The sequence below is a fragment of the Achromobacter sp. FW305-C-30-7 genome (assembly GCF_058783105.1).
In genome coordinates this window covers 86446-112183 of sequence record NZ_JBYSYI010000008.1, presented here as the reverse complement: position 1 = coordinate 112183, position 25738 = coordinate 86446, and the positions used below count along the sequence as shown (strand labels likewise).

The following is a 25738-nucleotide window of genomic DNA, read 5'->3' as shown; positions in this document are numbered from 1 at the left end:
GGCTGGCATCATGATCTTCAAGATCCTGATGCTGCTGCTGGTCGTGGCGGGGCTGATCTACTGGATCAAACAGCCCCGCGGCGGCCAGCCCTACACCTCCTATCCGGCGGCGCGTCCGCGCCGGCCGGTGTTCATCGCGCTGTGCATCGCCGCGGCGCTCTCGGTGGCGGCTTCCCTGACGACCTTCCTGCTGTGGGCAGGCGGCGTGGCAGGCGGCGTCACCGGCGGCGGCTATCACGGCCAGGTGGATTTCCTGCTGCCCGTGGCGGGCACCCTGCTGGCGCTGGCCGTCGTCTGCGCCGTGGGCGCATTCTTCAAGCGCCGGGGCTGAAGTCCTGCCCTGGCGGCCCGCCTATTCCGGCCATTTGCCGGCTCCCGCCGGCAGCGAGGGCAGCGATGCCTGCAACATCGCATCGATGAACTCGGCAGGCCGCAAGCGGCCGTCCGGCTTGTACCACTGCACCGTCAGGTTCATCGCGCCCAGCACGCAGCGCTTGATGACGCGCGCATCGCCCTGCAGCAGTCCCACGCCGACAGCGGCCGCCACCGCGTCCTGCCACATCGTCTCGTAGCGGTCGCTCAGCGATTTCACGGCCGCGCGGCTGGGCGGCGAAAGACTGCGCCATTCGTAGACCAGCGCATTCATGGCGTCGCCACCGGCGCCATGCAGCATGCTCCACATGTGCACGCGGAATAGCGCGGCCAGCCGGTCCGCCGGCGCCTGGTAGCGCCCCAGGGCCCGTTCGCCGTCGTCTATCACTTCCTGGATGCCGTTGTTCATCACCGCCACCAGGATCTCTTCCTTGCTGCGGAAATGATGGAACAGGCTGCCGGACTGCAGGCCCACTGCCCGCGCCAGCTCGCGCACGGTGGTGCGTTCATAGCCGTGCTTGCAGAATAGCTGCCCCGCCGTCAGGACCAGCTCGCGCCGGCGTTCGGACTCCGAGCCCTCGTCCCGCCCTTGCGCGGCCTCCCGGATTTTCTCCATGGTGCGGTCACAGCCTTTGAATGATGGTCGCCGTGGCCATGCCGTGGCCGATGCACATCAGCTGCATGCCCAGCTCGCCTTCGGTGGCTTCCAGTCCCGTCAGCATCTTGGCCATCAGCCCGGCGCCGGTGGCCCCTAGCGGATGGCCGTGAGCGATCGCGCCGCCCCAAGGATTGACGCGCGACAGCTTGGCGCCCAGTTCGCGCTGCCAGGCCAGCACCACGCTGGCGAAGGCCTCGTTGATCTCGATCCAGTCTATGTCCTCCAGGCTCAGGCCGGCGCGCGCCAGCGCCTGCCGGGCCGCCGGGATCACGCCCGTCAATTGCAGCACCGGGTCCGATCCCACCACCACCCGCGCCAGGAAGCGCGCGCGCGGCCGCAGGCCGTCGGCCAAGGCCGCATCGCGGTCGGCCAGCAGCACCGCCGAGGCGCCGTCCGCCAACTGGCTGGCGTTGGCGGCGGTGACGCCGCCCTGGCCCGGCGGTCGCAAGGCGGGCGCCATGGCCGCCATGCGGGCCGGGTCCGTCTTCTCGCGTATGCCTTCGTCGCGCCCGGCATCTGCGCGCGGCCCCGGCAGCAACTCGGCGTGGCGGCCGGCCTGCGCCGCGCTCCAGGCGCGCGCATGGCTCTCCCTGGCCCATTCGTCCATCTCGGCCTGGGACAGCTGCCAGCGCTCCGCAATCCGCTCCGCGCTCTCGATCTGATGAATCAATGGATAGCGGTCCAGCAAGGCGGGGTTCAAGCCTTCGAAGCCGCGGAACTCGCCTTGTCCCAGCGTCACGTCCAGGAACATCGGCACCCGGCTCATGCTTTCGACGCCGCCGGCCACCACGTAGCGCATGTCGCCTGCGGCAATCGCTTGCGCGCCGAAATGCACCGCCTGCTGGCTGGACCCGCACATGCGGTTGAGCGCCACGCCCGGCACGCTCTCGGGCAAGCCCGCCAGCATGGCGGCCAGCCTGCCGATGTTGGCGCCCTGCTCGCCCGCCTGGCTGACGCAGCCCGCGATCAGGTCCTCGACCTGCGCGCCCGGCAGTCCGGCTCGCGCCAGCAGGCCCCGCACGGTCTCGGCCAGCAGCGTGTCCGGCCGCGTATCGGCCCACCATCCGCCGCGCCGCCCGAAGGGCGTGCGCACGGCCTCCACGATCACGGCTTCATTCATGCCGTCGTCTCCTCAACGTAGAGCGCTTCGATTTCATCCGCATAGCTGCGGTAGATGCTGGCGCGCCTGACCTTCATGGTCGCGGTCACTTCGCCGTCATCATGGTCCAGTTCCTTGGTCAGCAGATGGAAGCGCTTGATCTGCGCCACGGGCGCGAGGCCCGCGTTGGCGCGCGCGACCTCCTGCTGCACCAGCTCGCGCACCTGCGCGCATTCGGCCAACGAGCGGAAATGCGTGAAGGCGATGCGGCGCGACTCGGCCCACTTGCCCACCGTATCGAACTCCAGCTGGATCAGCGCGGACACGTACTTCCTGCCGTCCGCGATCACGATGCATTCCTTGACGTAGGGGCTGCCCTTGACCGCGTTCTCGATCTCGGAAGGCGTCAGGTTCTTACCGCCCGCCGTAATCATGATGTCCTTCAGACGGTCCACGATACGCACGCGGCCCGCTTCTTCAGCCACCACATCGCCCGTGTACAGCCAGCCGTCGCGCACGGTACTGGCAGTGGCTTCCGGGTTCTTGTAATAGCCCTGGAACACCATCTCGCCGCGCACCAGCAGCTCGCCCGCCTCGCCCATGCGCCATTCCACCCCCAGGATGGGCTCACCCACGGTGCCCACCTTCACGCGGTCCGGATGCTGACCGAAGATCATGCCCGCCGACTCCGTCAGTCCGTAGACCTCGATCAGCGGCACGCCCAGCGTGCGGAAGTAGCGCACCACGTCGGGCGAGATCGGCGCGGCCCCCGTCATGGCCACGCGCACCCGCCGCAGACCGATGAAGTTCTGCAAGGCGCGCAACACCAGCCAGTACCAGAGCCAGCGGGTCCAGCGCTCGCGCAGCGTGTATTGCGCAGGAGACTTCTCCAGGAACGGCGTGCACGCCGCCAGCGCGCGCCGGTACAGCCATTGCTGCAAGCGCCCCGCTTCCTGCATCTTGATCGAAATGGCGGCGTGCAGCTTTTCCCAGATGCGCGGCACGCCCAGGAATATCGTCGGCGCGACCTCGCGCAGATCTTCCTGCACCGTGCGTATCGATTCGCCGAAGTTCACCTGTGCGCCCAGGTAGAGGGGCACGAAGGTGGAGAGCATCTGTTCGGCCACATGGCACAGCGGCAAGTAGGACAGGTGCACGCTATTGCCGTCCATCGCCAGCCGCTCGGCGATGCCCGGCGCCACGCCGCGCATATTGCCGTAGCTCAGCATCGCGCCCTTGGGCTTGCCGGTGGAGCCGGAGGTGTAGATCATGAGACCGGTGTCGTCCAACCGCTGGGCGTCCAGCGCCTGGTTCAAGGCAGCGAGCTCGGCCGCCTCGCGCCGCGCGCCTTCGGCCTCGATCTCGGCGTAGGTCACGATGCGCTCGCGCTCCGCCGGCGCATAGGAGCGCAGGCCCTTGGTTTCCATCATGACGATGCGGCGCAACAGCGGCAGCCTGTCGGCCACCTGCAGCACCTTGTCGGTCTGCTCCTGGTCCTCGCACACCACCAACTCAACGTCCGCATGCTCCAGCACGTAGCCCATTTCCTCGGCCGGGCTGGTGGAGTACACGCCCACCGCCACCGCGCCGACCGCGCCCGCCCCCATCTGGGTCAGCAGCCATTCCACGCGGTTCTCGGAGACGATGGCGACCCGTCCGCCCGCGCTCAGACCCAGGGCGCGCAGGCCCAGTCCCACGCGGCAGGCCCGGCTCCAGTATTCCGCCCAGGTCATGGGCTTCCAGATGCCGAAGTCCTTCTGCCGGATGGCGATGGCCCCGGGCTGGCGGCGCGCCTGCTCGCGCAGCATCTGCGGCAGCGTCAGGGCCGGCCACGCCTGCGCCGAAGCGCCGGAGATATCCATGTGCTTGTCCGTCATGACAGCCAGCGCTTGCGGCGCTTGTAGTGCTTGATGTCGCGAAAGCCGCGGGCCTCGCCCGTGCCGCCCACGCCCAGGTAGAACTCGCGCACGTCCGGGTCCGCCGCCAACTTTTCGGCGCTGCCGTCTATCACCACCTTGCCGGTTTCCATGATGTAGCCGTAATGGGCCACCGCCAGCGCCACCGAGGCGTTCTGCTCCACCAGCAGCATCGACACTCCTTGCTCGTGGTTGATGCGCGCAATGATGGAAAAGATGTTCTCCACCAGCATCGGCGACAGGCCCAGCGAAGGTTCGTCCAGCAGCATCAGGCTGGGCTGCGCGATCAGCGCGCGGCCGATGGCCAGCATCTGCTGCTCGCCGCCCGACAGATAGCCCGCCAGGCCGCGGCGGCGCTCGAACAGGCGCGGGAAGTAGCCATAGACCAGATCGAAATCGACCTTCGCCCCCGGCCTGCCCGTCAAGGCATAGGTCGCGGCCACCAGGTTCTCTTCGACAGTCAGGTCCTCGAACACCCGGCGCCCTTCCATCACGTGCGCCAGCCCCGCGCGCACCAGGTTCTGCGGCCTGGCGCCCGCGGTGTCGCCGCCATTGAAGACGATCTGCCCGCGCACCAGCGCCCCGTCCTCCAGGTCCAGCAGGCCGGACACGGCCTTCAGCGTGGTGGACTTGCCGGCGCCGTTGCTGCCCAATAGCGCCACGATGCTGCCGGCCGGCACCGACAAGGACAAGCCGCGCAGCACCTGCACCGCCTTGTTGTAGACGACTTCGATGTTGTTGATATCGAGCACCGCCGGAGCCGGCGGCGCGGCCTGCGCCTCATGTCCAGGGTTCACAGGCGCCTCACTTCAGCACGATCCAGTCGGAGGCCGGCACCATCTGCTTCTGCTTCACATCGGCGCGATAGATCCGGCCCACCGGGATCGAATTACCCTTGATCGAAATCGGCACGCCGATCAGGCCGCCCGTGTCGAAATCCTTGATGCCGTCCAGCGCCGCCTTCATGTTGGCGCTGGTCAGTTCCTTGCCGGCGTCCAGCGTGCGCTTGGCGACCTCGGTGAACAGCATGGCGGCCAGGAAGCCCTGCATGTAGCCCGTGCTCTGGTACGTCGGGCGCATCTCGCGGATCTTCTTCAGCATCGGCGCGTCGGCCGCCGTGTCGTAGTAGTAGCGGTACGGCATCACGCCCATGAAGCCCTCGGCGTCCTCGCCCATCTGCATCACGGTGGAGTTGTCCATGGTCCAGAACGTGCCCATGTAGCGCGTCTTCAGGCCCATGCGCTTGCCCTGCCCCACGAACTCGGGAATGGGCGCCAGCACGTAGCCGTGGAAGATGGTGTAGTCCGGATCGGCGCGGCGCAGCTTGATGACTTCGGTCGACACGTCCACGCTGCCCGGCGGCGTCATGATCTCGGTCGCAACCTTCAGGCCCAGCTTTTCCGCCACCGCGCGCGAGCTGGCGATGGGATCGCGGCCGAATTCCGTGTCCGAATACACGAACGCCACCTTGGCGCCGGGCTGCTCCTTGGCGATGTAGCGCAGCAGGATGCCGAACATTTCCGTGTAATCCGGTCCCAGCATGAACTGGGCCGGATACTTGGCCGGATCGTTCAATTCGGTGGCAAACGACGCGCCGGTCATCAGGATATCGCCCGTGCGGTTCAACTCGGCATTGATGGTCTTGGAAAAGCCGGTGGAATCGCCGTAGTAGAAGTTCACCTTGTTCTGGCTGGTGATCTTCTTGAACGCCGCCACCGACGCATCCACCTTGTAGGCCGTGTCTTCCGGCACGTAGCGCAGCTTGCGCCCCTTCACGCCGCCCTGGTCGTTGACGATCTTCACGTAGTCGGTAATGCCGGCATGGATGCCCTGCCCCGCGAAGGCAAACACCCCGCTCAGCGGGATGGAGCCGCCCAGCACCAGGTCCTCGGCCGCCTGCGCGGCCGGCGCTGCCGACAAGGCCGCAGCCAGGCCCAGGGGGGCCAACAACCTCGATAAACCGCTGCCGATCCGGATGCGCTTCATGGTTAGTCTCCTGAGGGTCTTATGGATGGCCGCCGCCGCGCTCGCCTCGCATGGGCTAGGTGCGGAAGGGCCAGAGGTGGAAGTAACGGCGCACGCGCCGCCAGATTTCCGCGAGCCCGTGCGGCTCGAAGATCAGAAAGCCCACGATCAGCAGGCCGAAAACAATGGTGCGCACCGGCGAAATCAGGCGCAGCGCGTCGCCGCCCACCGGCAGCCAACCGACGATCAGCTTGAGCAGTTCCGGCACCATGGTCATGAAGATGGCGCCCAGGATGGAGCCCAGGATCGTGCCCATGCCGCCCACGATAATGGCGGCCAGGAAGAAGATCGACATGATCAGCGGGAAGCTCTCGGGGGTGACGACCCGGAAGAAGTAGGCCCACATGCCGCCCGCCACGCCCGCATAGAACGAGGACAGGCCGAACGACAGCAGCTTGTAGCGCAACAGGCGTATGCCCAGCACCTCGGCCGAGATGTCACGGTCGCGTATGGCGATGAAGGCGCGGCCGATGCGCGTGCGGAACAGGTTGGCTGCGCCCAGCACCATCAGCGCCGTCACCGGCACGATCAGCCAGTAGATCTTGAACGAGGTGTCCAGGTCCACGCCCAACATCCGCGCCGGCGGCACCTGCATCCCCGTCGTGCCGCCCGTGAACTGCCAGTTGGCGAAGATGAAATGCGCAATGAACGAGGCGGCGATCGTGGCGATGGCCAGGTACAGGCCCTTCACCCGCAGGGACGGAATGCCGACCAGCAGGCCGCCCAGCATCGCCACCAGGCCGCCAGCCACCAGATTCAGCAGCACTGGGGTGCCCAGCCGCTGCTCCAGCACCGCCACCGTGTACGCTCCCAGGCCCATGAAGGCCGCCTGCCCCAGGCTGACCAGGCCGGTATAACCCGTGAGGATGTTCAGCCCCGTGGCACTGGCGACATTGATGGCCACCAGGCAAGCCAGGTACAGCCAGTAGGCATCGGCCACGAAGGGGAACATGACCAGGGACGCGGCCAGCAAGACCAGCCACGCCTTCTGCGTACGGGTGTCGAACAGCGCTTCGTCCGCAAGATAAGTCTGCTTGGCAGTCGCGATGCGCATCGGTCAGAGCCTCTCGATTTCACGGGTGCCGAACAGGCCGTAGGGCCTGACCATCAGCACCACCACCAGCACGATGAAGGTAGCCAGCAATTTGTATTCGCCGCCCATGTAGGCGCCGGCCCAGGCTTCCAGCAGGCCGATGAAGACGCCGCCCACCAGGGCGCCGGCCACGCTGTCCAGCCCGCCCACGATCACCACCACCAGCACCGACAGGCCGAACACGCCCATCGACGAAGAAATGCCGCCGATCGCGCCGACGATTACTCCCGACACCGCGGCCAGCGCGCCCGCCGCCACCCAGGCCAGCGAGAACACGCGCGGCACGTTGATGCCCATGGCATACGCCGCGCCCTGGTCCGAGGCCGTGGCGCGCAACGCCACCCCGCCGCGCCAGTAGCGGAACACCACCAGCACCAGCAGCGCCAGCACCACCGCCACCCAGAAGCCGTAGAACACCTTGGGCGCGACGAAGGCCTCGCCTATCATCACCGGCGAACGCGGCATGAATTCGGGCAGGCGGCGCTGGTCGGCCGTCCAGATCAGTTCCACCGCGCCCACCAGGATCGACGCCAGGCCCACCGTAATCATGAACACCGAGATCGGCGCCTCGCCCAGCATGGGACGGATGGTCAGGCGCTCGACCACGGCGCCCAGCGCACCCGACACCACCACCGCGCCCACGATGGCCAGCCAGATCGGCCACTCCATGCCGGTGGCGAAGGCGTAGAACACGTAGGCGCCCAACATCAGGAATTCGCCAATGGCGATGTTCACCACCCGGGTCGCCTTGTAGACAATGACGAAGGCCAGCGCCGCCAGCGCGTAGAGCCCGCCGCTGCCCAGCCCGGCCAGCGTCACTTCCAGGAAAAACAGCATGTCCATCAGGCCGCCTCCCGCAGGCGGCGACGCAGATCGCCGACGTCGCCCGCACCCAGATAGGCCTGGATGACCTGCGGATCGGCCTGCACCTGCGCCGGTGTGCCATCGGCGATCACCTGGCCGAAGTTCAGCACCACCACGTGGTCCGACAGGTCCATGACCATGCCCATGTCGTGCTCCACCATCAGCACCGTCACGCCCCATTCGGAGCGCGCGTCCAGGATGAAGCGCGCCATGTCGTCGGTCTCTTCGCGGTTCATGCCCGCCACCGGCTCGTCCAGCATCAGCACCTTGGGATTCATGGCCAGCGCCCGCGCCAGCTCCACGCGTTTTTGCAGGCCATAGGACAGCGCGGCCACCGGCGCGTGGCGGATGTGGTCGATTTCCAGGAAGTCGATGATGCGTTCTTCGATGTCGGCGCGCAGCGCCATTTCTTCGCGGCGCGCCCGCCCCAGATAGAACAAGGCGTCCAGCACATTGGTGCGCAGGTGGGCGTGGCGGCCCAGCTTGATGTTGTCCAGCACGGTCATGCCGCGGAACAGCGCAATGTTCTGGAAGCTGCGGGCCAGGCCCAACCGCGCGCGTTCCGGCGCGGCCATGCGCGTGATGTCGCGACCCTGGAAGCGGATCTGCCCGGATGCCGGACGGTAGAAACCGGAAATGGTATTGAACAGCGAGGTCTTGCCCGCGCCATTGGGGCCGATGACCGTGGTGATGGACCCAGGCGCCACGCGAAAGCCCACGCCGGTAAGCGCCTTGACCCCGCCGAACGCCAGCGTGACCCCATCCACCTCCAGCAAGGCAGTGCTGTCGGACTGATCCACCATTTGTCTCCTCGCTTTTACATGCGAAGTTTTTATCGACGTCGGTCTGGCGAACCCGCGAGGCAGGAGATGCAACGAACCTGTCTTTACCTACGCCAGTACAGCGCCGGAAAATCGTTCTATGCGTTACGCTAAGCGTGCTTAAAAGAAAACCAAGCAAGCGCTCGGTTCAGACCATAGCATCGCGGTTTTTGGATCGACAGCTGGTACTTACCCGATAACGGAGACTCGCCATGACCCAAGGACTTCCCGTTTTCCAGACGCTGTTTCTGGAGACCGACGGCGCAATCGCGACCGTGACGCTGAACCGCCCCGATGCCCTGAATGCCATCGACGTGGCGCTGGCGCAGGACCTGCAAGGCGCCGCGCAATGGCTGGAAACGCGCGATGAAATCCGCGCGGTCCTGCTGCGCGCCACCGGCAAGGCCTTCTGCGCCGGCGGCGACATCAGCATGTTCATGGGCGACCCGGCCCAGGTGCGCGCCACGCTGCTGGACCTGTTCACGCCGCTGAACGATTTCATCGCGCGCATCGCCCGCATGGACAAGGTCTGGATCGCCCAGGTGCACGGCATCGCCGCGGGCGCGGGCCTGTCGCTGGTGCTGGCCTGCGACCTGGCCATCGCCGATGCCGAGGCCCGCTTCATGACGGCCTATCTCAAGCTTGGAGCGACGCCGGACGCCGGCATGACGCACGGCCTCACGCGGGTGCTGGGCGCCCGACGCGCGCTGGACCTGCTGCTGCGCCATGACGCCTTCTCCGCGAACGACGCGCTGGCCTGGGGCATCGTCACGCGCACCGCCGCATCCGGCGAACTTGCGCAAGCGGCGCAAGCCTATGCGCAGGACATCGCCCGCCACGCGCCGCACGGCATCGCCGGCGCCAAGGACCTGTTGCGTTCGGCCGAACACGCCACGCTGGAAACCCAGCTGGCCGAAGAAACGGCGCGCTTTTTGGACACGGCTGCGCGCCAGGATTTCGCCGAAGGCGTGCGGGCGTTCCGCGAGAAGCGGACGCCGCAGTTCAAGGGAAAGTAGGCCAAGGCACGCACGCGGCGCCGGCTCTACCCGCCGTTGCGCAGCCCGCTCCAGTCCGGCGCGCGCTTTTGCACGAAGGCGCTCAGGCCCTCGCGCGCCTCGGGCGTGGCGGCTGCATTGCAGAACACTTCGACCGCCGTCGCCACCCTGCGACGGTATTCGTTGTCGTTGCTGTAGACGAAGGCGCGCCGCCCCATCGCCAGGACTTGCGGCGGCTTGTCCGCCAGCGAGCGCGCCAGCAGGCGGGCCTGCTCCAGCAATTGCGCCGCAGGCGCGACGCGCGCCACCAGCCCCAGCTCGTGCGCCTCTTGCGCATCGAAGATGCGCCCGGTGAACAGCAGGTCGAACGCCCGGTGCTTGCCCACGATGCCCGGTAGGTGCACGTAGTGGATCGCCGGCAAGACGCCAACATCGATTTCCGGATAGCCGAAAGTGGCGGTATCCGCGGCCACCACCAGGTCGCTGGAAATGGCCACCGTCATGCCGCCACCGCGCACCGCGCCCGACACCACCGAGATCGAGGGCTTCGTCAGGTTGAACTGCGTGTCGTAGAGCTTGATGTACAGCTTGGACAACAGCGCATGAATCCGCGCCGGCGTGCTGTCCAGCAACTTCTTCATGTCCAGCCCGGCGCAGAAGCGCCCAGGCAAATCGCTGGCCAGCAGCACGGCGCGCACCGCGGGATCGGCATTGGCCCGTTCCAGCGCGGCGATCAGCGCGTCCAGCATGTCTTCGTCCAGCGCATTGACGGGCGCATGGCACATATGGATTTCCGCAATCCGATCGCGGACTTCGTAGCGCAGGAATGTCATCTGTCTTCTCGCATTCAGGAATGGGTTTGCACGCTGCCCGACGCCAGCAGCGCTTCGATTTCAGCTTGCGCGTAGCCCAGTTCGGCCAGGACTTCGCGAGTGTGCTCACCCAGCACGGGCGCGGGCAGCGCAGCCTGGCGAGGCTGGCGGCCGAACCGTATCGGCAGGCCGACGTTGCGGACCTCGCCCAGCACCTTGTGCTCACTCTTGACGATCAGTTCGCGCGCAGCGACCTGCGGATGCGCCAGCGCTTCGTCCAGCGTGTGGATGGCGGAACAAGCAATGCCCGCGGGCTTGAGCGCATCCAGCCATTGCGCCACGCTGCGCGTCTGCATGCGCGCCTGGACCAGCGCGACCGTCTCGGCAAAATGGCGGACCCGGTCGGCGTTGGTCGCGAATTGGGGCGCATCGACATGGTCCTGCAGTCCCGCGACCGCGCAAAAGCGCTGCCATTGCGCATCGTTGCCCACGCCCAGCATGATGTCTCCATCGGCCGCGCGAAACGCCTGATAAGGGCACATGGCCGGATGGCCCGTGCCCATGCGGCGCGGAATCTGGCCGGTGCGCCAGTAGTTCTGCGCCATGTACGACATCAGGCCAAGCGAAGTGTCCAATAGGGAAACGTCCAGATACTGTCCCTTGCCGGTCTGGCTGCGCTCCAGCAGCGCGGCCAGGATCCCGCTCAGCGCGAACGAGCCCGTGCCCAGGTCCACCGGCGAGAAGCTGGCGCGCGCGAAATTTCCATCAGGCTCGCCCATGGTGCTGATCATGCCGCTGAAGGCCTGCAGCATGACGTCATAGCCCGGCTCCTCGCCCATCGGGCCCTCGCGGCCATAGCCCGATATCTCGCAGTACACCAGACGGGGATTGAGGCCGCTGAGCGTCTCGTAATCCACGCCCAGGCGCGCGGCGGTCTTGCCGCCAAAGCCCTGCAACACCACATCCGACTGTTGCGCGAGGCGGTGCACCACGGCGCGCCCTGCCGGCGTCTTGAGATCCACGGCCAGGCTGCGCTTGTTGTGGTTCACCGCCAGGAAAGTTGCGGATTGGCCGGCATCCTGCGGCAGCCAGGCGCGCGTGTCGTCGCCCTTGCCCACGGGTTCGACCTTGATCACCCGCGCGCCCAGTTCGCCCAGATACTGGCCGCATAGCGGCCCGGCCAGCACCTTGCTCAGGTCCAGGACGGTGATGTTCTTCAACGGTATCATGCGTGCTTCAGTCGACATGATTACTGCTCGCCCTTCAGGCCGATGGTTTGCGCAGCCTGGGTCCATTGCGCGGTTTCGCGCTTGAAGAACGCATCCAGTTCGGCGGGAGCGACTCGGAAAGCCTCCGCGCCGCGCTCCTGCATCGCCTTGCGGTAGGCATCGCTCGCGACCACTCGGGCCACGGCCTCGCGCAGCTTCTGCACCACGTCCGGCGGGGTGCCCGCGGGAGTCTGCAGGGAGAACCAGAATTTGAGATCCAGGCTGGGATAGCCCGCCTCCTTCAGCGTGGGCACGTCCGGCAACAAGGGCGAACGCTCGGCGGCGGTAATCGCCAGCGCCCTCAGCCGGCCGCCTTGCACCTGGCCGAGGCTGGTCGACATGCTGTCGAACAGGAAATCGACCTGCCCGCCGATGACGTCGGTCACGGCGTTCGCGCTGCCCTTGTAAGCCACGCCCACGGCCTGAAAACCCGCAAGCTTCTGCAACGACGCGCCATAGACGTGCGGCGAACTGCCGGGGCCGAAGGTGGCATAGCTGAGCCCGTTCTTCATGTCGCGGCCGCGCTGGACCAGCTCGGCCAAGGTCTTGACCGGCGTGCGCTCGGGATTGACCACCAGCAGATTAGGCATGGCGCCCGTCGTGCCGACCGGCACATAGTCCTGCAGCGGAGCCATCTTCGCGCTCGGGTACATCAGCGGATTGATGGCCTGCATGGCCACCGTGTTGTGCATCAGCGTATAGCCATCCGCGGGACCGTTCAGCACGCTCTGGTAGCCGACATTGCCGCTGGCACCCGGCTTGTTCTGCACGATGACCTGCTGCCCCAACTCGCGCGCCAGAGGCTCGGCCACCAGGCGCGCGATGAAATCAGTCGGACCGCCGGCCGAAAACGGCACGACCAGCGTAATTGGCTTGGCAGGCCAGGTATCTGCCAACGCCGGGCCGGACAGCGCCGCCGCAGCCGCGCAAGCGGCAAGAATTCTTTGGAACGCCATGATGTCTCCGTTGTGTTCTTAGAGGGATGGCGTCCATTATGCGAAGCGTCTTGATATATTAGAAATACCGTTTAAATATGCAGGCCATAATAAATTTGTGATGGCCTGCCTGCACGAGGTTCACGCATCATGTCGATGTCCATCCGCGCGATGCAATGCTTTGTCGCCGTGGTTTCCACTGGATCGATCAGCCGCGCCGCCGCCGCGCTCCATGTCGCGCAACCCGCGCTAAGCCTGCTGATACGCAATCTGGAAGAGGATCTGGGCGTGGTGCTGTTGCATCGCAGCGCCCGCGGGGTCACGCCAACGGCTGCGGGATCGCGCATGCTGGCGCACGCGCGGGAGATACTTGGCCGCATCGACGCGGCGCGCGCCGACGTGCGCGAAGACCTCAGCGCACCGCGCGGGACCGTCTCGCTGGCCATGTCCATGTCCATGGCCAAACTGCTCACCGTGCCGCTCCTGCGCTTTTCCCTGGAACACTGGCCCGGCGTCTACCTGAAGATCATCGAGTCCAGCACCGGGTACATCCCGGGCTTCGTCAGTTCCGGCCATGCCGACCTGGGACTGACCTTCAGCGACGACGCCTCGGTCGACCTGCGCTTCCAGCACCTGATAGATGAAGAACTGGTCGTGGTTTCGCCGCCGTCGGCCAAGCCGCGCAAAAAGCCGGCCCCAGCCGCGCTACATGCGCTGCCGGTCATGGATCTGCACGCGCTCGCCGAATTGCCGCTGGTATTGCCTGGCAGCCAGCACAGCCTGCGCCGCCTGCTGGACCAGTATCAACAACAGGAACGCGCCGAATTCCGCGTGATTGCCGAGGCCAACGCCATTCCGCAACTGATCGAACTGGCGCAGGCTGGCATCGCGCACACCATCCTGTCTTACGCGGCGGTGCACCAGGAAGCCGCGCGCGGCGAGGTCATCCTGCACCGCATCGTCAAGCCGCGCCTGGCGCGGCCCGTGTTCCTGTGCAGGTCCGATGTCCTGCCATTGTCCATGGCAGCATCCGCCGTGGCCGACCGGGTCAGCCGCATCATCACGGACTCCCGACCTGGCGACGCGCCCACCCGGGCCAGGTTCAGATGACGCGCTTTTCCACCGCCTGCGCCCAGCGCCGCGCCACCACCGGCGAAGTGGCGCAGGTCGCGGACTCGGTCACCACGCGCACCGCGCGTTCCAGCAGCTGGATGTCGGCCTCGTGCTGGCGGGCCACATGCGGATCTTCGAAGAAGATCACGCGCTGGCATTGGTGTTCCAGCACCAGCTCCGCGATCTGGGCGTCGCCGCCCAGCGGCCCGCTCAGGTAGCGGTGCACCCAGGGCGTATCCTTGGGCCAGCCGCGCGACCAGGCCAGGTCGTTCAAGCGGCCGCCGGTGGTGCCTGTGGCCACGCGCCGCGCAAACCGCGACAGCACGTCGAAATGCTCGCTGGCGAACGCCACCATCTCGTCCTTGAGCGCATCGTGGGCGATCAGCGCGACGGTCTGGCCGGTGAAGTTGAAATGGCGCGAAGCCGAGACATCCGGCGGCAAGCCGGCATGGACGCGTTCGACTTCCATCCATTCGATGGCGCCCGCGAGCGTCGAAATGAACGGACGGCCGTGCGTGATGCACTGGCGCTTGAGCGCCAGCGCCTCCGGGAAAATCGATGACGGGTCGACGGGATCGATCAGGTAGATCGCGCCGTCGAACGGCGCCTGCCCGTCGCGCCCTTCCGTCACCCGGGCCACCAGCTTCATCAAGCCGCCCTCACGGCCGTAGGGATAGCGGATCAGCCCACCGTAGCCCTGCAGCATGCCCTCGCGCACGATCGCATCGTGGGTGCGGCCGACGGTGTGCAGCTGCACACCCAGCTCGCGTATCGTGCCCGAACATGCGCGCAGCCAGGTAAACAGCGCGGCATCGGGAGTTTCGTGGTGCAGCCGGTTGGCGGCCAGGCCAAAGCGCAATTGGGCAGCGGGCATCGGTGGACTCAGGGAGGTAGGGACGACAGGAAGATCCTTGATGATACCGTGGCGGACATGGCCGCGGCGGGTTCGGCCCGCATCTGCAGCGCTCCAAAACAAAAAACGCTCCCCGCAGGGAGCGTTTTCGACTCAGCGATCAATCCGCCTCATCGATCCAGGCCATCTGGATGGCCTCCAGGATCTTTTCACCACAATGCGCGGGGTCGTCGTTGAAGCCCGGCAAGGCCAGGACCCACTCGCGCAGCTGCACGAAACGCAGCGTCTTGGGATCCTCGTCGGGGTGCGCGTCGAGCAGCGCTTCGGCGATCTGGTAGGTGTCGGTCCACTTCATCAATGGCCCTCTTTGGCGTGGTTGATGGTGTACTTGGGAATCTCGACCGTCAGGTCGGCGTCGGTCACCAGCGCCTGGCACGACAGGCGCGAGGTCGGGGTCAGGCCCCAGGCCTTGTCCAGCAGATCCTCTTCGTCGTCGGTGGCGTCTTCCAGCGAAGAGTAGCCCTGCTTGACCACCACGTGACAGGTCGTGCACGCACACGAGAGTTCGCAGGCATGTTCGATATCGATGTGGTTGTCCAGCAGCACGCGGCAGATCGACACGCCCTTGGGCGCGTCTTCGATTACGGCGCCTTCCGGGCAGTAGTCGGGATGAGGCAATACAGTCAGTTTCGGCATAGCGTGTTATCAGGCAATCTCATCAAGTTTGCGGCCCGCCAGCGCGGCGCGGATGCTGCGATCCATCCGGCGCGCAGCGAAATCATCGGTCGCGGCCGACAAGGCCTGGACTGCGTCCTTCACCGTGTCCACGTCCTGGGCGTCCTGGGCTGCCATGGCGGCCTGCAGGCATTCGTCCACGCGCTTGCGTTCCTCGGCGTCCAGCAGGTCGCCGTCGGCGGCCAGCGCGGCCTGCACCGACTCGACCAACTGGCGGGCGTCCACTTGTTGCTCGCGCAGCATGCGGGCGCGGGCATCGGTATCGGCTTGCGCCACGCTGTCGGCCAGCATCTGCGCGATCTCGTCATCCGTGAGGCCGTAGGACGGCTTGACGGACACCATGGCCTCGACGCCTTTGCTCTGTTCGCGCGCGGTCACGCTCAGCAGGCCGTCGGCGTCCACCTGGAAGGTCACGCGGATGCGCGCGGCGCCAGCCACCATGGGCGGAATGCCGCGCAGTTCGAAACGGGCCAGCGAGCGCGAATCGGCGACCAGGTCGCGTTCGCCCTGCACCACGTGGATGCTCATGGCCGTCTGGCCATCCTTGAAAGTCGTGAATTCCTGCGCGCGCGCCACGGGGATGGTGCTGTTGCGCGGGATGATGCGCTCCACCAGGCCGCCCATGGTTTCCAGTCCCAGCGACAGCGGAATCACGTCCAGCAGCAGCCAGTCCTCGCCAGGCGCACGATTGCCTGCCAGCAGATTGGCCTGCAAGGCGGCGCCCAATGCCACCACCTGGTCCGGATCCAGATCGGTCAATGGCTGCGAGCCGAACAGCTTGCCCACGGCCGCGCGCACGACCGGCATGCGCGTGGCGCCGCCGACCATCACCACACCGCGCACGTCGGCCGGCGTCAGCGCAGCGTCGCGCAAGGCGCGGCGCGCGCAGTCCAGCGTACGGACGATGAGAGGCTGGGCCAATTCTTCGAATGCCGCCCGCGTCAGGCTCGTGTCCACGGTCCTGCCGTCGGACAATGCCAGCTTCAGGCTGGCGGCATCCGCATCCGACAGAGCTTCGCGCGCGGCGCGCGCCGACATCAGCAGGCGGCGGCGATCCGCCGGCGCAAACTCGCCGGGAGCAAGCCCCACCACCACATGATCGACGATCAAGGCATCGAAGTCGTCGCCGCCCAGCGCGGTATCGCCGCCCGTGGCAATGACTTCGAACACGCCCTGGGTCAGGCGCAGAATGGAAATATCGAATGTGCCGCCGCCCAGGTCGTACACGGCATACACGCCTTCGGCGGCATTATCCAGGCCGTAGGCGATAGCCGCCGCCGTGGGTTCATTCAGCAGGCGCAGTACGTTCAGACCGGCCAGACGGGCGGCGTCGCGCGTGGCCTGGCGTTGCGCGTCATCGAAATAAGCGGGCACAGTGATGACAGCGCCGACCAGATCGTCGCCCAACACGTCTTCGGCGCGCTGGCGCAGGACGGCAAGAATCTGCGCCGATACTTCGACCGGGCTCAGGTCGCCCTGGACGGTACGGATGCGCACCATGCCGGGCGCGTCCACGAATTCGTAGGGCGCGCGGCTGGCGCGCGCCTCTTCCAGCGAACGGCCCATGAACCGCTTGACCGAAACAACGGTGTTCAACGGATCCTCGGCCTGCTGCGCCAGCGGCTCGCGGCCCGTGGTGACCTTGCCGCCCGCGAAATAGCGCACGGCGGAAGGCAGCAAGGCGTGGCCCTGCGCATCCGTCAGCACTTCGGCGACGCTGCTGCGCACAGCCGCGACCAGGGAATTGGTAGTGCCCAGATCAATCCCGACCGCCAGCTTGCGCTGGTGCGGCGCGGGCGATTCGCCAGGCTCGGATATCTGCAATAAGGCCATGATTCTGCTTTTATGGTCAGTAGGCGGCGCGATGCCGGCGCCCGCCTCGCGGGCGCTCCGGCGCGCCCTGGGCTATGCGGCGGGCTGGGCGTGCGCCAGTTCTTCCGCCAGCTTCTCCACGAACATCCATTCCCGCACCTTGAGCCCGGCCGCCGCGTAGTCGCGGTCCTGGTCCAGCAAGCGGGTCAGCGTGGCGCGCATGGTGGCGCGCGCCTGCTGCAACTCCGCTTGCAAGGCCGCCAGGCCGTCGGCGTCGTCGCGCGCGTCGTCCAGCATCTCGCGCCAGGTCATCTGCTGCATCAGGAACTCGGGGTCCATGGCCGTGTTGCTCTCGGTCTGCAGGTCCACGCCCGCCTGCTCGCACAGGTAGCGCGCCCGCAGCAAGGGATCGCGCAACAGGCGGTAGGCCTCGTTGGCGCGCGCCGCCCACTGCATGGCGACGCGGCGTTCCGCGGGGCTGGCAGTGGCATAGCGGTCGGGATGCACCTGCGCGGCGACAGCGCGCCAGGCGGACTCAAGCGCCTGGGCGTCCAGATCGAAGCGCGCCGGCAAGCCGAACAGGCTGAAGTGATCGTCTACAGCCAAGACCTACACCGTGAACGACTCGCCGCAGCCGCAGGTCGCCTTCTCGTTGGGGTTGCGGAACTTGAAGCCTTCGTTCAGGCCTTCGCGGGCGTAGTCGAGTTCGGTGCCGTCCAGGTAGGACAGGCTTTTCGGGTCGATGAAGACCTTCACGCCGAAGCTTTCGAACACCACGTCTTCCGGCGCCACGTCGTCCACGTATTCGAGCTTGTAGGCCATGCCGGAGCAGCCCGTGGTCCTAACGCCGAGCCGCAAGCCGATACCCTTTCCGCGCTTCTGCAAGTAGCGGCCGATATGGGTGGCAGCCTGTTGGGTCAGGGTAACGGACATGTTCAGCCCGCCACAGCTTCGGCCGGGGCCGTATGCTTTTCTTTGTAGTTCTGCACCGCGGCCTTGATCGCGTCTTCGGCCAGGATGGAACAGTGGACCTTCACGGGCGGCAGGGCCAATTCTTCGGCGATCTGCGTGTTGCGGATGTTCATCGCTTCGTCCAGGGTCTTGCCCTTGACCCATTCGGTCACGAGCGAGCTGGAAGCGATGGCCGAACCGCAACCGTAGGTCTTGAAGCGCGCGTCTTCGATCACGCCGGCTTCGTTCACCTTGATCTGCAGCTTCATCACGTCGCCACAGGCGGGTGCGCCGACCATGCCGGTGCCCACCGATTCGTCCGACTTGTCGAACGAACCGACGTTGCGCGGGTTTTCGTAGTGATCCAGAACTTTGGTGCTGTAAGACATGTTAATTCTCCACGAATTTCTAGGCGCGGGCGCTTAGTGCGCAGCCCACTGAACGGTGTTCAAGTCGATGCCTTCCTTGGCCATTTCCCACAGCGGCGACATATCGCGCAGCTTGCCGACGCGGCTCTTGAGCAGTTCGATGGCGTAGTCCACTTCCTTTTCGGTCGTGAAACGGCCCAGGGTGAAACGGATCGAACTGTGCGCCAACTCGTCGTTGCGGCCCAGGGCCCGCAACACGTAGGACGGTTCCAGGCTGGCCGAGGTGCAGGCCGAGCCGCTGGAGACGGCCAATTCCTTGATCGCCATGATCAGGGATTCGCCTTCGACATAGTTGAAGCTGACGTTCAAATTGTGCGGAACGCGCTGATCCATGTCGCCGTTGAGGTAGACCTCTTCGATCTGCGACAGGCCTGCCCACAGGCGGTCGCGCAGCATGCGAATGCGCTCATTTTCGGTGCCCATTTCCTCGCGGGCCAGGCGGAAAGCCTCGCCCATGCCGACGATCTGGTGCGTGGCCAGCGTGCCCGAGCGGAAACCGCGCTCATGGCCGCCGCCGTGCATTTGCGCTTCGATGCGGATGCGCGGCTTGCGGCGCACGTACAGCGCGCCGATGCCCTTGGGACCGTAGGTCTTGTGGGCGGAGAACGACATCAGGTCGACCTTGAGCTTTTGCAGGTCGATGGCCACCTTGCCGGTCGCCTGCGCGGCGTCCACGTGGAAGATGATGCCCTTCTCGCGGCAGATTTCGCCCAGGGTTTCCACGTCCTGGATCACACCGATTTCGTTGTTCACCATCATCACCGACACCAGCACGGTATCGGGGCGCAGCGCGGCCTTGAAGGTGTCCAGGTCGATCAGGCCGTTGTCCTTGACGTCCAGGTAGGTCACCTCGAAGCCCTGGCGCTCGAGTTCGCGACAGGTGTCCAGCACAGCCTTGTGCTCGGTCTTGACGGTGACGATGTGCTTGCCGCGTTCGGAGTAAAAGTTCGCGGCGCCCTTGATCGCCAGGTTGTTGGACTCGGTCGCGCCGGAGGTCCAGACGATTTCGCGCGGGTCGGCGTTGACCAGCTTGGCGACTTCTTCGCGGGCACGTTCGACGGCATCTTCGGATTCCCAGCCAAACGCGTGGCTGCGCGAGGCCGGGTTGCCGAAGTTCTCGTACAGCCAGGGCACCATCTTGTCCACGACGCGGGGGTCGACGGGCGTCGTGGCCGAATAGTCCAGATAGATCGGGCGGGTGGTCATTTCTACAACTCCTGATACTGCTTATACGGTGGCGTTGGCGGCGACGGTCGCGGCCGGTGCGTTGGCGGCGCTTGCGGCGCCCCCCACCCGGTTCACGCGTACCGCGCAAGCCTGCGCTTGATTGTTGGCTTCCTGCAATTGGCGCACGCGCTGCTGATCGACCAGATCTTGCAGGGACACCGAATCCAGGTAATCCACCATCTTGCGATTCAACGTAGCCCAGAGTTCGTGCGTCATGCACTTGCCCGGTTTGCCGTCGTTGCCGCTCGTACAGTCCCGCTTGCCGCCGCAACTGGTGGCGTCCAGGGGTTCGTCGACGGCAAAGATGATGTCAGCGACGGTAACGTTACGGGCCAGGCGTGCAAGCGAATAGCCGCCGCCGGGACCGCGCACGCTGTCCACGAGTTCGTGGCGACGCAGTTTCCCGAACAGCTGTTCCAGGTAGGACAGCGAAATATTCTGACGCTGGCTGATGGCCGCTAGAGTGACCGGACCGCTATGCTGCCGCATAGCCAGATCGATCATGGCAGTCACGGCGAAACGCCCCTTGGTAGTTAGCCGCATGGTAGGTTCCCTGTGATTCGGCAATGGCCGCAGGCGAATCCAGCGGTCAATACCCGAGTAATTGGCTCAAGTATAGCCTATTCCCGACTAATTTGGTATGGCTCCCGGCTAGAAAAAACCGCGCATTCGCGCGGTTTTTTTCTGCCCAGTTTCTCCGAGAACCGCCCGGCGGGCAGCCCTGCGGAAAAAGCGGATCACGCCGCCTGATACTGGGTAGCGCGCTTGCGCACCAGCTCGAGCACACCCTGACAGGCATCTTCCAGGTAGTCCAATACCTTGCCGAAACCATCGGCGCCGCCATAGTACGGATCGGGCACGGTGGCCTCCTCGAACTCGTTGGCAAAGCGCATCAGCAGCATCAGCTTGTGCTGGTAGGCCTTGGGGCACTGCTGCTGCATGGCAGACAGGTTGTCCCAGTCCATGGCGAGGATCAGGTCGAAATCGCGGAAATCCTCCGCGGTGACCTGACGCGCTTCGCAGTGCGTGATCTCGTAGCCGCGCTTGCGCGCTGCGGCCTGCGCCCGGGCATCAGGCGCCTCGCCGATGTGAAACGCGTGCGTGCCCGCGGAGTCGATGCGAACCACATCGCCCAAACCCGCGTCGTTCACCAAATGGCGAAACACGCCCTCTGCGCTCGGCGAGCGACAGATATTGCCCATGCAAACGAAAAGTACCTTGGTCATCATGGAAGTAAGTGTGCGGGAAAACCCGAGATAAGGCAAGCTTTTTTTGCGTTTGCGAGATTCGGGCCGAGCCAATACATCGCCATCATCAACTCAAACAAATCATACACTTACGATTGAATCCGGATCCTGCGCCTGAACACTGGACCCGGAGAATTCGCCTGATTGCGACAGCTTGATTGCAACGCAACAGATTTTCTAAAAATTCAGCAGACCGTCAGCCAATAGAAACATTTAGGTACATCAATCTCGCCTATACCGCCCCATCCAGAAGCACCCGCTGCTTCAGTGCGGTCAAGGCGTCGCGGGCGGCCGCAGCTTGCTCGAACTCCAGATTCCGGGCATGGTCCATCATCAGCTTCTCCAGGCGCTTGATCTCGCGGGCCAGGGCCTTTTCGTCCTTCAGGAACTCAGCCGGCACCGCCGCCTCGAGCGCATCGTGTTGCGTGGGCGCGACCACGCCGTCGATCAGCTCGCGCACGGCCTTCTGCACGCCCCTGGCAGTGATGCCATGATCGGCGTTGAATTTCTGCTGCTTGGCGCGCCGTCTCTCGGTTTCTTCCATGGCGCGCTGCATCGAATCGGTGATGCGGTCCGCATAGAGGATGGCGTGACCATTCAGGTTGCGCGCCGCGCGGCCTATGGTCTGGATCAGGCTGCGCTCCGACCGCAGGAAACCTTCCTTGTCCGCGTCCAGTATGGCGACCAGCGAGACTTCAGGGATATCCAGGCCTTCGCGCAGCAGGTTGATCCCCACCAGCACGTCGAACGTGCCCAGGCGCAGGTCGCGGATGATTTCCACCCGCTCCACGGTGTCGATATCCGAGTGCAGGTAGCGCACCCTCACCCCGTGCTCACTGAGGAAGTCCGTCAGGTCCTCGGCCATGCGTTTGGTCAGGGTGGTGACCAGCACGCGCTCAGCTTGCGAGACGCGCGCCTTGATCTGCCCGAGCAGATCGTCGACCTGCGTGCGGGCAGGCAGGACCTCGACCAGCGGATCCACCAGCCCGGTGGGCCGGACGACCTGCTCCACGACGTTGTCGGTGTGCTCTTTCTCGTACGCAGCCGGCGTGGCCGATACGAATACGCACTGGCGCATCCGGGCCTCGAATTCTTCAAGCTTCAGCGGGCGGTTGTCCAGCGCCGAGGGCAGTCGGAAGCCGTACTGGACCAGCGTCTCCTTGCGCGCACGGTCGCCGCGGTACATGCCGCCCAACTGCCCGATGGTGACGTGGCTTTCGTCGATGAACATGAGGGCATCGGACGGCAGGTAGTCGATCAAGGTAGGCGGAGGTTCGCCTGGCGCCGCGCCCGACAGATGGCGGGAATAATTTTCGATGCCCTTGCAGAAACCCAGTTCCTGGAGCATTTCCAGGTCAAAACGGGTGCGCTGCTCCAGCCGCTGGGCCTCGACCAGATGGCCGTCGTCGACGAAGCGTTTGACGCGTTCGCGCAGCTCTTCCTTGATGGTTTCGATGGCGCGCAGCACGGTATCGCGCGGCGTGACGTAGTGCGAACCGGGATAGACGGTGAAACGCGGCAGCTTCTGGCGGATGCGGCCGGTCAGCGGGTCGAACAGCTCCAGGCTTTCGATTTCGTCGTCGAACAGCGTCAGGCGCAGCGCCAGCTCCGGACTTTCCGCCGGGAAAATGTCGATAGTCTCGCCGCGCACCCGAAAAACGCCACGGGTGAACTCGGCGTCGTTGCGGGTGTACTGCATGGCCACCAGGCGCGCCAGGATCTCGCGGCGGGCGATCTGATCCCCAGCGCGCAGGATCAGCACCATGGCATGGTAGTCGCCCGGGTTGCCGATACCGTAGATGCACGACACGGTGCCCACGATGATGGTGTCGCGGCGCTCCAGCAGGCTCTTGGTCGCGGACAGCCGCATCTGCTCGATGTGTTCATTGATGGACGAATCCTTTTCGATGAACAGGTCGCGCGTCGGGACGTAGGCCTCAGGCTGGTAGTAGTCGTAATACGAAACAAAGTACTCGACCGCGTTCTTCGGGAAGAACTCCCGCATCTCGGCGTACAACTGGGCGGCCAGCGTCTTGTTGGGGGCCAGCACCAGCGCCGGCCGTCCCATGCGGGCGATCACGTTGGCCATGGTGTAGGTCTTGCCGGAGCCCGTCACGCCCAAAAGCGTCTGGAACATCAGGCCGTCCTCTACCCCCTGCGTCAGCCCCTCGATGGCGGTGGGCTGATCCCCGGCCGGCGGATAGGGTTGGTACAGATGAAACGGGCTGCCCGGGAAGTCGATGAATCCAGGGCCTGGCGCGGACGGGTCCGCCACGGCCGATGCCGCCACGGGATCGGCCGCCGGGTTCGCCGCAGCCCCCGCCGTAATCGGGTCTATTGCGCTCTTAGGCATGCTAGACTCTTCCAGGGTAAACCCCTCATTATCCACAGCAGCCTGTACTGCGTCCACCCACCTCATCAGACTCCCATGAGCACCCTTTTCGATTCCGTCGAACTCGCGCCGCGCGACCCCATTCTTGGCCTGAACGAACAATACAACGCTGATACGCGTCCCGGTAAGGTGAATCTGGGCGTGGGCGTGTACTACGACGATCAGGGTCGCATTCCCCTGCTGGGCGCGGTGCGCAAGGCCGAGGCCGCCCGCATCGAGGCCGCCGCCGCCCGCGGCTACCTGCCGATCGAAGGCATCGCCGGCTACAACACCGGCGCGCAAGCCCTGTTGCTGGGCAAGGATTCGGCGCTGGCCGCCGCCGGCCGCGTGCTGACCACCCAGGCCCTGGGCGGAACCGGCGCGCTGAAGATCGGCGCCGACTTCCTGCGCCAGCTGCTGCCGACCTCCAAGGTCCTGATCAGCGATCCCAGCTGGGAAAACCACCGCGCCCTGTTCGAGCGCGCCGGTTTCGAGGTCGGCACCTATTCGTATTACGACGCCACCACCCGCGGCCTGAACTTCGACGCCATGCTGGCCGACCTGAAGGCAGCCCCGGCCAAGACCGTCGTCGTGCTGCATGCCTGCTGCCACAACCCCACCGGCGTGGACCCCACCGCCGACCAGTGGAAGCAGATCGCCGCCGTCGTCAAGGAAAACAAGCTGGTCCCGTTCCTGGACATCGCCTACCAGGGTTTCGGCGACGGCCTGACCGAAGACGCCTCGGTCGTGCGCATGTTCGCCGACCTGGACCTGACCATGTTCATCAGCTCGTCGTTCTCGAAATCGTTCTCGCTGTACGGCGAACGCGTGGGCGCGCTGACGGTCGTGGCCGGCAGCAAGGACGAAGCCACCCGCGTGCTGAGCCAGCTCAAGCGCGTGATCCGCACCAACTACTCCAACCCGCCCACCCACGGCGGCACGGTGGTGTCGACGGTCCTGAACACGCCTGAACTCTTCGCCATGTGGGAAGAGGAACTGGCCGGCATGCGCGACCGCATCCGCGAGATGCGCAAGCAACTGGTCGACAAGATCAAGGAACACGGCGGCAAGCAGGACTTCAGCTTCGTGCTGCAGCAGCGCGGCATGTTCTCGTACTCGGGCCTGACCGCCGCGCAAGTGGATCGCCTGCGCGAAGAGCATGGTGTCTACGCCGTGTCCAGCGGCCGCATCTGCGTCGCCGCGCTGAACAGCGGCAACATCGACAAGGTCGCCAAGGGCATCGCAGCAGTGCTTTAAGGCCGCTTGCCGCGCACAGGCCCATCCGGGCCTGCCGCCAGGAACGGGACCTTCGGGTCCCGTTTTTCTTTTGGCGCGGGCCGGCTTTTTCTTATGGCGCGGGCCGGCTTTTTCTTTTGGCTCGGGCCGGCTTGCTTTTTTGCGCTGTGTCCCCCAGAATGGCGCTGTATATATGTACAGTCCGCTAGCACCGGATCATCGCCATGGCCAGCAAACTCACTGATCGCCAACAACAAATCCTGGACCTCATCCGGCAGACCGTCGCACGCACCGGCTTCCCGCCGACGCGCGCCGAAATCGCCCTGGCCCTGGGTTTCCGTTCCCCCAATGCAGCGGAAGATCACCTCAAGGCGCTGGCGCGCAAGGGCGCCATCGAACTGACGGCGGGCGCCTCTCGCGGCATCCGCCTGAAAGACACCTCCCCTGCCTCCACGCAAAGCTCGCTACCGATGCCGGGCCTGGCGCAGTTACTGCTGCCCCTGGTCGGCCGCGTGGCTGCGGGCAGCCCCATCCTGGCCGCCGAGCACGTCGAACGGGAAGTGGGCGTGGACCCCAACCTGTTCGCTCAGGCGCCCGACTACCTGCTCAAGGTCCGCGGCATGAGCATGCGCGATGCCGGCATCCTGGAAGGCGACCTGCTCGCCGTGAAGAAAGCCTCGGAAGCCCGCAACGGCCAGATCGTGGTGGCTCGCCTGGGCGACGACGTCACGGTCAAGCGGCTGCAGCGCCAGAACGGCCACATCGAACTCCTGCCCGAAAACCCCGATTTCGAACCCATCGTGGTCGAAGCCGGCCAGGATTTCGCGCTGGAGGGCATCGCAGTAGGCCTGATCCGCACACACGCACTGCACTAGACCCCGGCGTTCTGCGTCCGCGCACCACGCAA

The 25738-nt window shown here is 65.6% G+C and carries 27 protein-coding genes; 5 read left to right on the top strand and 22 right to left on the bottom strand.

Translation table 11 applies throughout. The annotated features are described in order from the left end of the window. The first annotated feature begins 10 nt into the window (after positions 1-10). Positions 11-331, top strand: coding sequence for a preprotein translocase subunit TatB (locus AC3WOB_RS23955; protein ID WP_013394576.1), 321 nt, complete (start codon positions 11-13; stop codon positions 329-331). A 21-nt stretch (positions 332-352) separates the two neighbouring features. Here AC3WOB_RS23955 and AC3WOB_RS23950 read toward each other — a convergent pair whose 3' ends face one another. The 8 genes from AC3WOB_RS23950 to AC3WOB_RS23915 are packed head-to-tail and all read right to left on the bottom strand — an operon-like array spanning position 353 to position 8830. Next, entirely contained in the window at positions 353-979 is a 627-nt protein-coding gene (locus AC3WOB_RS23950) for a TetR/AcrR family transcriptional regulator (RefSeq protein WP_492276474.1), read from the bottom strand. 16 nt (positions 980-995) lie between these two features. Next, entirely contained in the window at positions 996-2150 is a 1155-nt protein-coding gene (locus tag AC3WOB_RS23945; RefSeq protein ID WP_492276360.1) for a thiolase family protein, read from the bottom strand. Beyond that, entirely contained in the window at positions 2147-4006 is a 1860-nt protein-coding gene (locus AC3WOB_RS23940) for an AMP-dependent synthetase/ligase (protein WP_492276359.1), read from the bottom strand. The genes AC3WOB_RS23945 and AC3WOB_RS23940 overlap by 4 nt, the downstream gene beginning before the upstream one ends. Continuing rightward, positions 4003-4797, bottom strand: coding sequence for an ABC transporter ATP-binding protein (locus AC3WOB_RS23935; protein WP_041655753.1), 795 nt, complete (start codon positions 4795-4797; stop codon positions 4003-4005). The genes AC3WOB_RS23940 and AC3WOB_RS23935 overlap by 4 nt, the downstream gene beginning before the upstream one ends. Before the next feature lie 52 nt (positions 4798-4849). Next, entirely contained in the window at positions 4850-6031 is a 1182-nt protein-coding gene (locus tag AC3WOB_RS23930; protein ID WP_332016385.1) for an ABC transporter substrate-binding protein, read from the bottom strand. A 55-nt stretch (positions 6032-6086) separates the two neighbouring features. Further along, the gene (locus tag AC3WOB_RS23925) at positions 6087-7124 is read right to left on the bottom strand and encodes a branched-chain amino acid ABC transporter permease (protein WP_492276358.1); all 1038 of its coding nucleotides are present in this window, start codon (positions 7122-7124) and stop codon (positions 6087-6089) included. Between the two features lie 3 nt (positions 7125-7127). After that, the gene (locus AC3WOB_RS23920) at positions 7128-8006 is read right to left on the bottom strand and encodes a branched-chain amino acid ABC transporter permease (protein WP_088141197.1); all 879 of its coding nucleotides are present in this window, start codon (positions 8004-8006) and stop codon (positions 7128-7130) included. Continuing rightward, complete coding sequence (locus AC3WOB_RS23915; RefSeq protein ID WP_207464376.1) at positions 8006-8830, bottom strand: ABC transporter ATP-binding protein; 825 nt, start codon at positions 8828-8830, stop codon at positions 8006-8008. Before AC3WOB_RS23915 ends, AC3WOB_RS23920 begins: the two co-directional genes overlap by 1 nt. 230 nt (positions 8831-9060) lie before the next feature. On the opposite strand from AC3WOB_RS23915, the gene AC3WOB_RS23910 reads away from it, so the two are divergent. Continuing rightward, on the top strand, positions 9061-9864 hold the full coding sequence (locus AC3WOB_RS23910; protein ID WP_013394585.1) for an enoyl-CoA hydratase/isomerase family protein: 804 nt from the start codon (positions 9061-9063) through the stop codon (positions 9862-9864). Positions 9865-9890: 26 nt separating this feature from the next. Here the strand turns inward: AC3WOB_RS23910 and AC3WOB_RS23905 are convergent, their stop codons facing one another. From AC3WOB_RS23905 to AC3WOB_RS23895, 3 genes are read right to left on the bottom strand one after another with little or no spacing between them, the layout of a single operon-like run. Continuing rightward, positions 9891-10676 (bottom strand): enoyl-CoA hydratase/isomerase family protein, encoded by a 786-nt coding sequence (locus AC3WOB_RS23905; protein WP_492276357.1) that lies wholly within the window; start codon positions 10674-10676, stop codon positions 9891-9893. 14 nt (positions 10677-10690) lie between these two features. Further along, on the bottom strand, positions 10691-11884 hold the full coding sequence (locus AC3WOB_RS23900; protein ID WP_492276473.1) for a CaiB/BaiF CoA transferase family protein: 1194 nt from the start codon (positions 11882-11884) through the stop codon (positions 10691-10693). Between the two features lie 20 nt (positions 11885-11904). Next, a complete protein-coding gene (locus AC3WOB_RS23895; RefSeq protein WP_492276356.1) occupies positions 11905-12879 on the bottom strand; it encodes a Bug family tripartite tricarboxylate transporter substrate binding protein in 975 nt (324 codons plus the stop codon). Positions 12880-13008: 129 nt separating this feature from the next. Between AC3WOB_RS23895 and AC3WOB_RS23890 the strand changes: the two genes are divergently transcribed. Next, positions 13009-13968, top strand: a complete 960-nt coding sequence (locus AC3WOB_RS23890) for a LysR family transcriptional regulator (RefSeq protein WP_492276355.1) — start codon at positions 13009-13011, stop codon at positions 13966-13968. Here AC3WOB_RS23890 and AC3WOB_RS23885 read toward each other — a convergent pair. From AC3WOB_RS23885 to uvrB, 11 genes are all read right to left on the bottom strand, one after another. Continuing rightward, entirely contained in the window at positions 13961-14845 is an 885-nt protein-coding gene (locus tag AC3WOB_RS23885; protein WP_013394590.1) for a methylglyoxal synthase, read from the bottom strand. The two genes, AC3WOB_RS23890 and AC3WOB_RS23885, sit on opposite strands and share 8 nt — an antisense overlap. Before the next feature lie 139 nt (positions 14846-14984). Further along, a complete protein-coding gene (gene iscX / locus AC3WOB_RS23880; protein ID WP_013394591.1) occupies positions 14985-15179 on the bottom strand; it encodes a Fe-S cluster assembly protein IscX in 195 nt (64 codons plus the stop codon). After that, complete coding sequence (gene fdx, locus AC3WOB_RS23875; protein WP_013394592.1) at positions 15179-15520, bottom strand: ISC system 2Fe-2S type ferredoxin; 342 nt, start codon at positions 15518-15520, stop codon at positions 15179-15181. The genes iscX and fdx overlap by 1 nt, the downstream gene beginning before the upstream one ends. A 9-nt stretch (positions 15521-15529) precedes the next feature. Further along, positions 15530-17392 carry a Fe-S protein assembly chaperone HscA gene (gene hscA, locus AC3WOB_RS23870; RefSeq protein WP_492276354.1) on the bottom strand — a complete coding sequence of 621 codons (1863 nt, stop codon included), beginning with the start codon at positions 17390-17392 and terminating at the stop codon, positions 15530-15532. A 72-nt stretch (positions 17393-17464) separates the two neighbouring features. Then, positions 17465-17977 (bottom strand): Fe-S protein assembly co-chaperone HscB, encoded by a 513-nt coding sequence (gene hscB / locus AC3WOB_RS23865; protein WP_013394594.1) that lies wholly within the window; start codon positions 17975-17977, stop codon positions 17465-17467. Between the two features lie 3 nt (positions 17978-17980). Then, positions 17981-18304, bottom strand: a complete 324-nt coding sequence (iscA, locus tag AC3WOB_RS23860) for an iron-sulfur cluster assembly protein IscA (RefSeq protein WP_013394595.1) — start codon at positions 18302-18304, stop codon at positions 17981-17983. 2 nt (positions 18305-18306) lie between these two features. Next, complete coding sequence (iscU, locus tag AC3WOB_RS23855) at positions 18307-18711, bottom strand: Fe-S cluster assembly scaffold IscU (protein ID WP_013394596.1); 405 nt, start codon at positions 18709-18711, stop codon at positions 18307-18309. A 33-nt stretch (positions 18712-18744) separates the two neighbouring features. Further along, positions 18745-19956 (bottom strand): IscS subfamily cysteine desulfurase, encoded by a 1212-nt coding sequence (locus AC3WOB_RS23850; RefSeq protein WP_013394597.1) that lies wholly within the window; start codon positions 19954-19956, stop codon positions 18745-18747. Positions 19957-19977: 21 nt separating this feature from the next. Then, positions 19978-20520, bottom strand: a complete 543-nt coding sequence (gene iscR / locus AC3WOB_RS23845) for a Fe-S cluster assembly transcriptional regulator IscR (RefSeq protein ID WP_013394598.1) — start codon at positions 20518-20520, stop codon at positions 19978-19980. A 194-nt stretch (positions 20521-20714) separates the two neighbouring features. Next, on the bottom strand, positions 20715-21206 hold the full coding sequence (locus AC3WOB_RS23840) for a low molecular weight protein-tyrosine-phosphatase (protein ID WP_006386176.1): 492 nt from the start codon (positions 21204-21206) through the stop codon (positions 20715-20717). 250 nt (positions 21207-21456) lie between these two features. Beyond that, positions 21457-23577, bottom strand: a complete 2121-nt coding sequence (gene uvrB, locus AC3WOB_RS23835) for an excinuclease ABC subunit UvrB (RefSeq protein WP_237709918.1) — start codon at positions 23575-23577, stop codon at positions 21457-21459. Positions 23578-23652: 75 nt separating this feature from the next. Between uvrB and AC3WOB_RS23830 the strand changes: the two genes are divergently transcribed. After that, positions 23653-24852, top strand: a complete 1200-nt coding sequence (locus tag AC3WOB_RS23830) for an amino acid aminotransferase (RefSeq protein WP_492276353.1) — start codon at positions 23653-23655, stop codon at positions 24850-24852. 203 nt (positions 24853-25055) lie between these two features. After that, positions 25056-25706 carry a transcriptional repressor LexA gene (gene lexA, locus AC3WOB_RS23825; RefSeq protein ID WP_492276352.1) on the top strand — a complete coding sequence of 217 codons (651 nt, stop codon included), beginning with the start codon at positions 25056-25058 and terminating at the stop codon, positions 25704-25706. Positions 25707-25738: the final 32 nt, after the last annotated feature.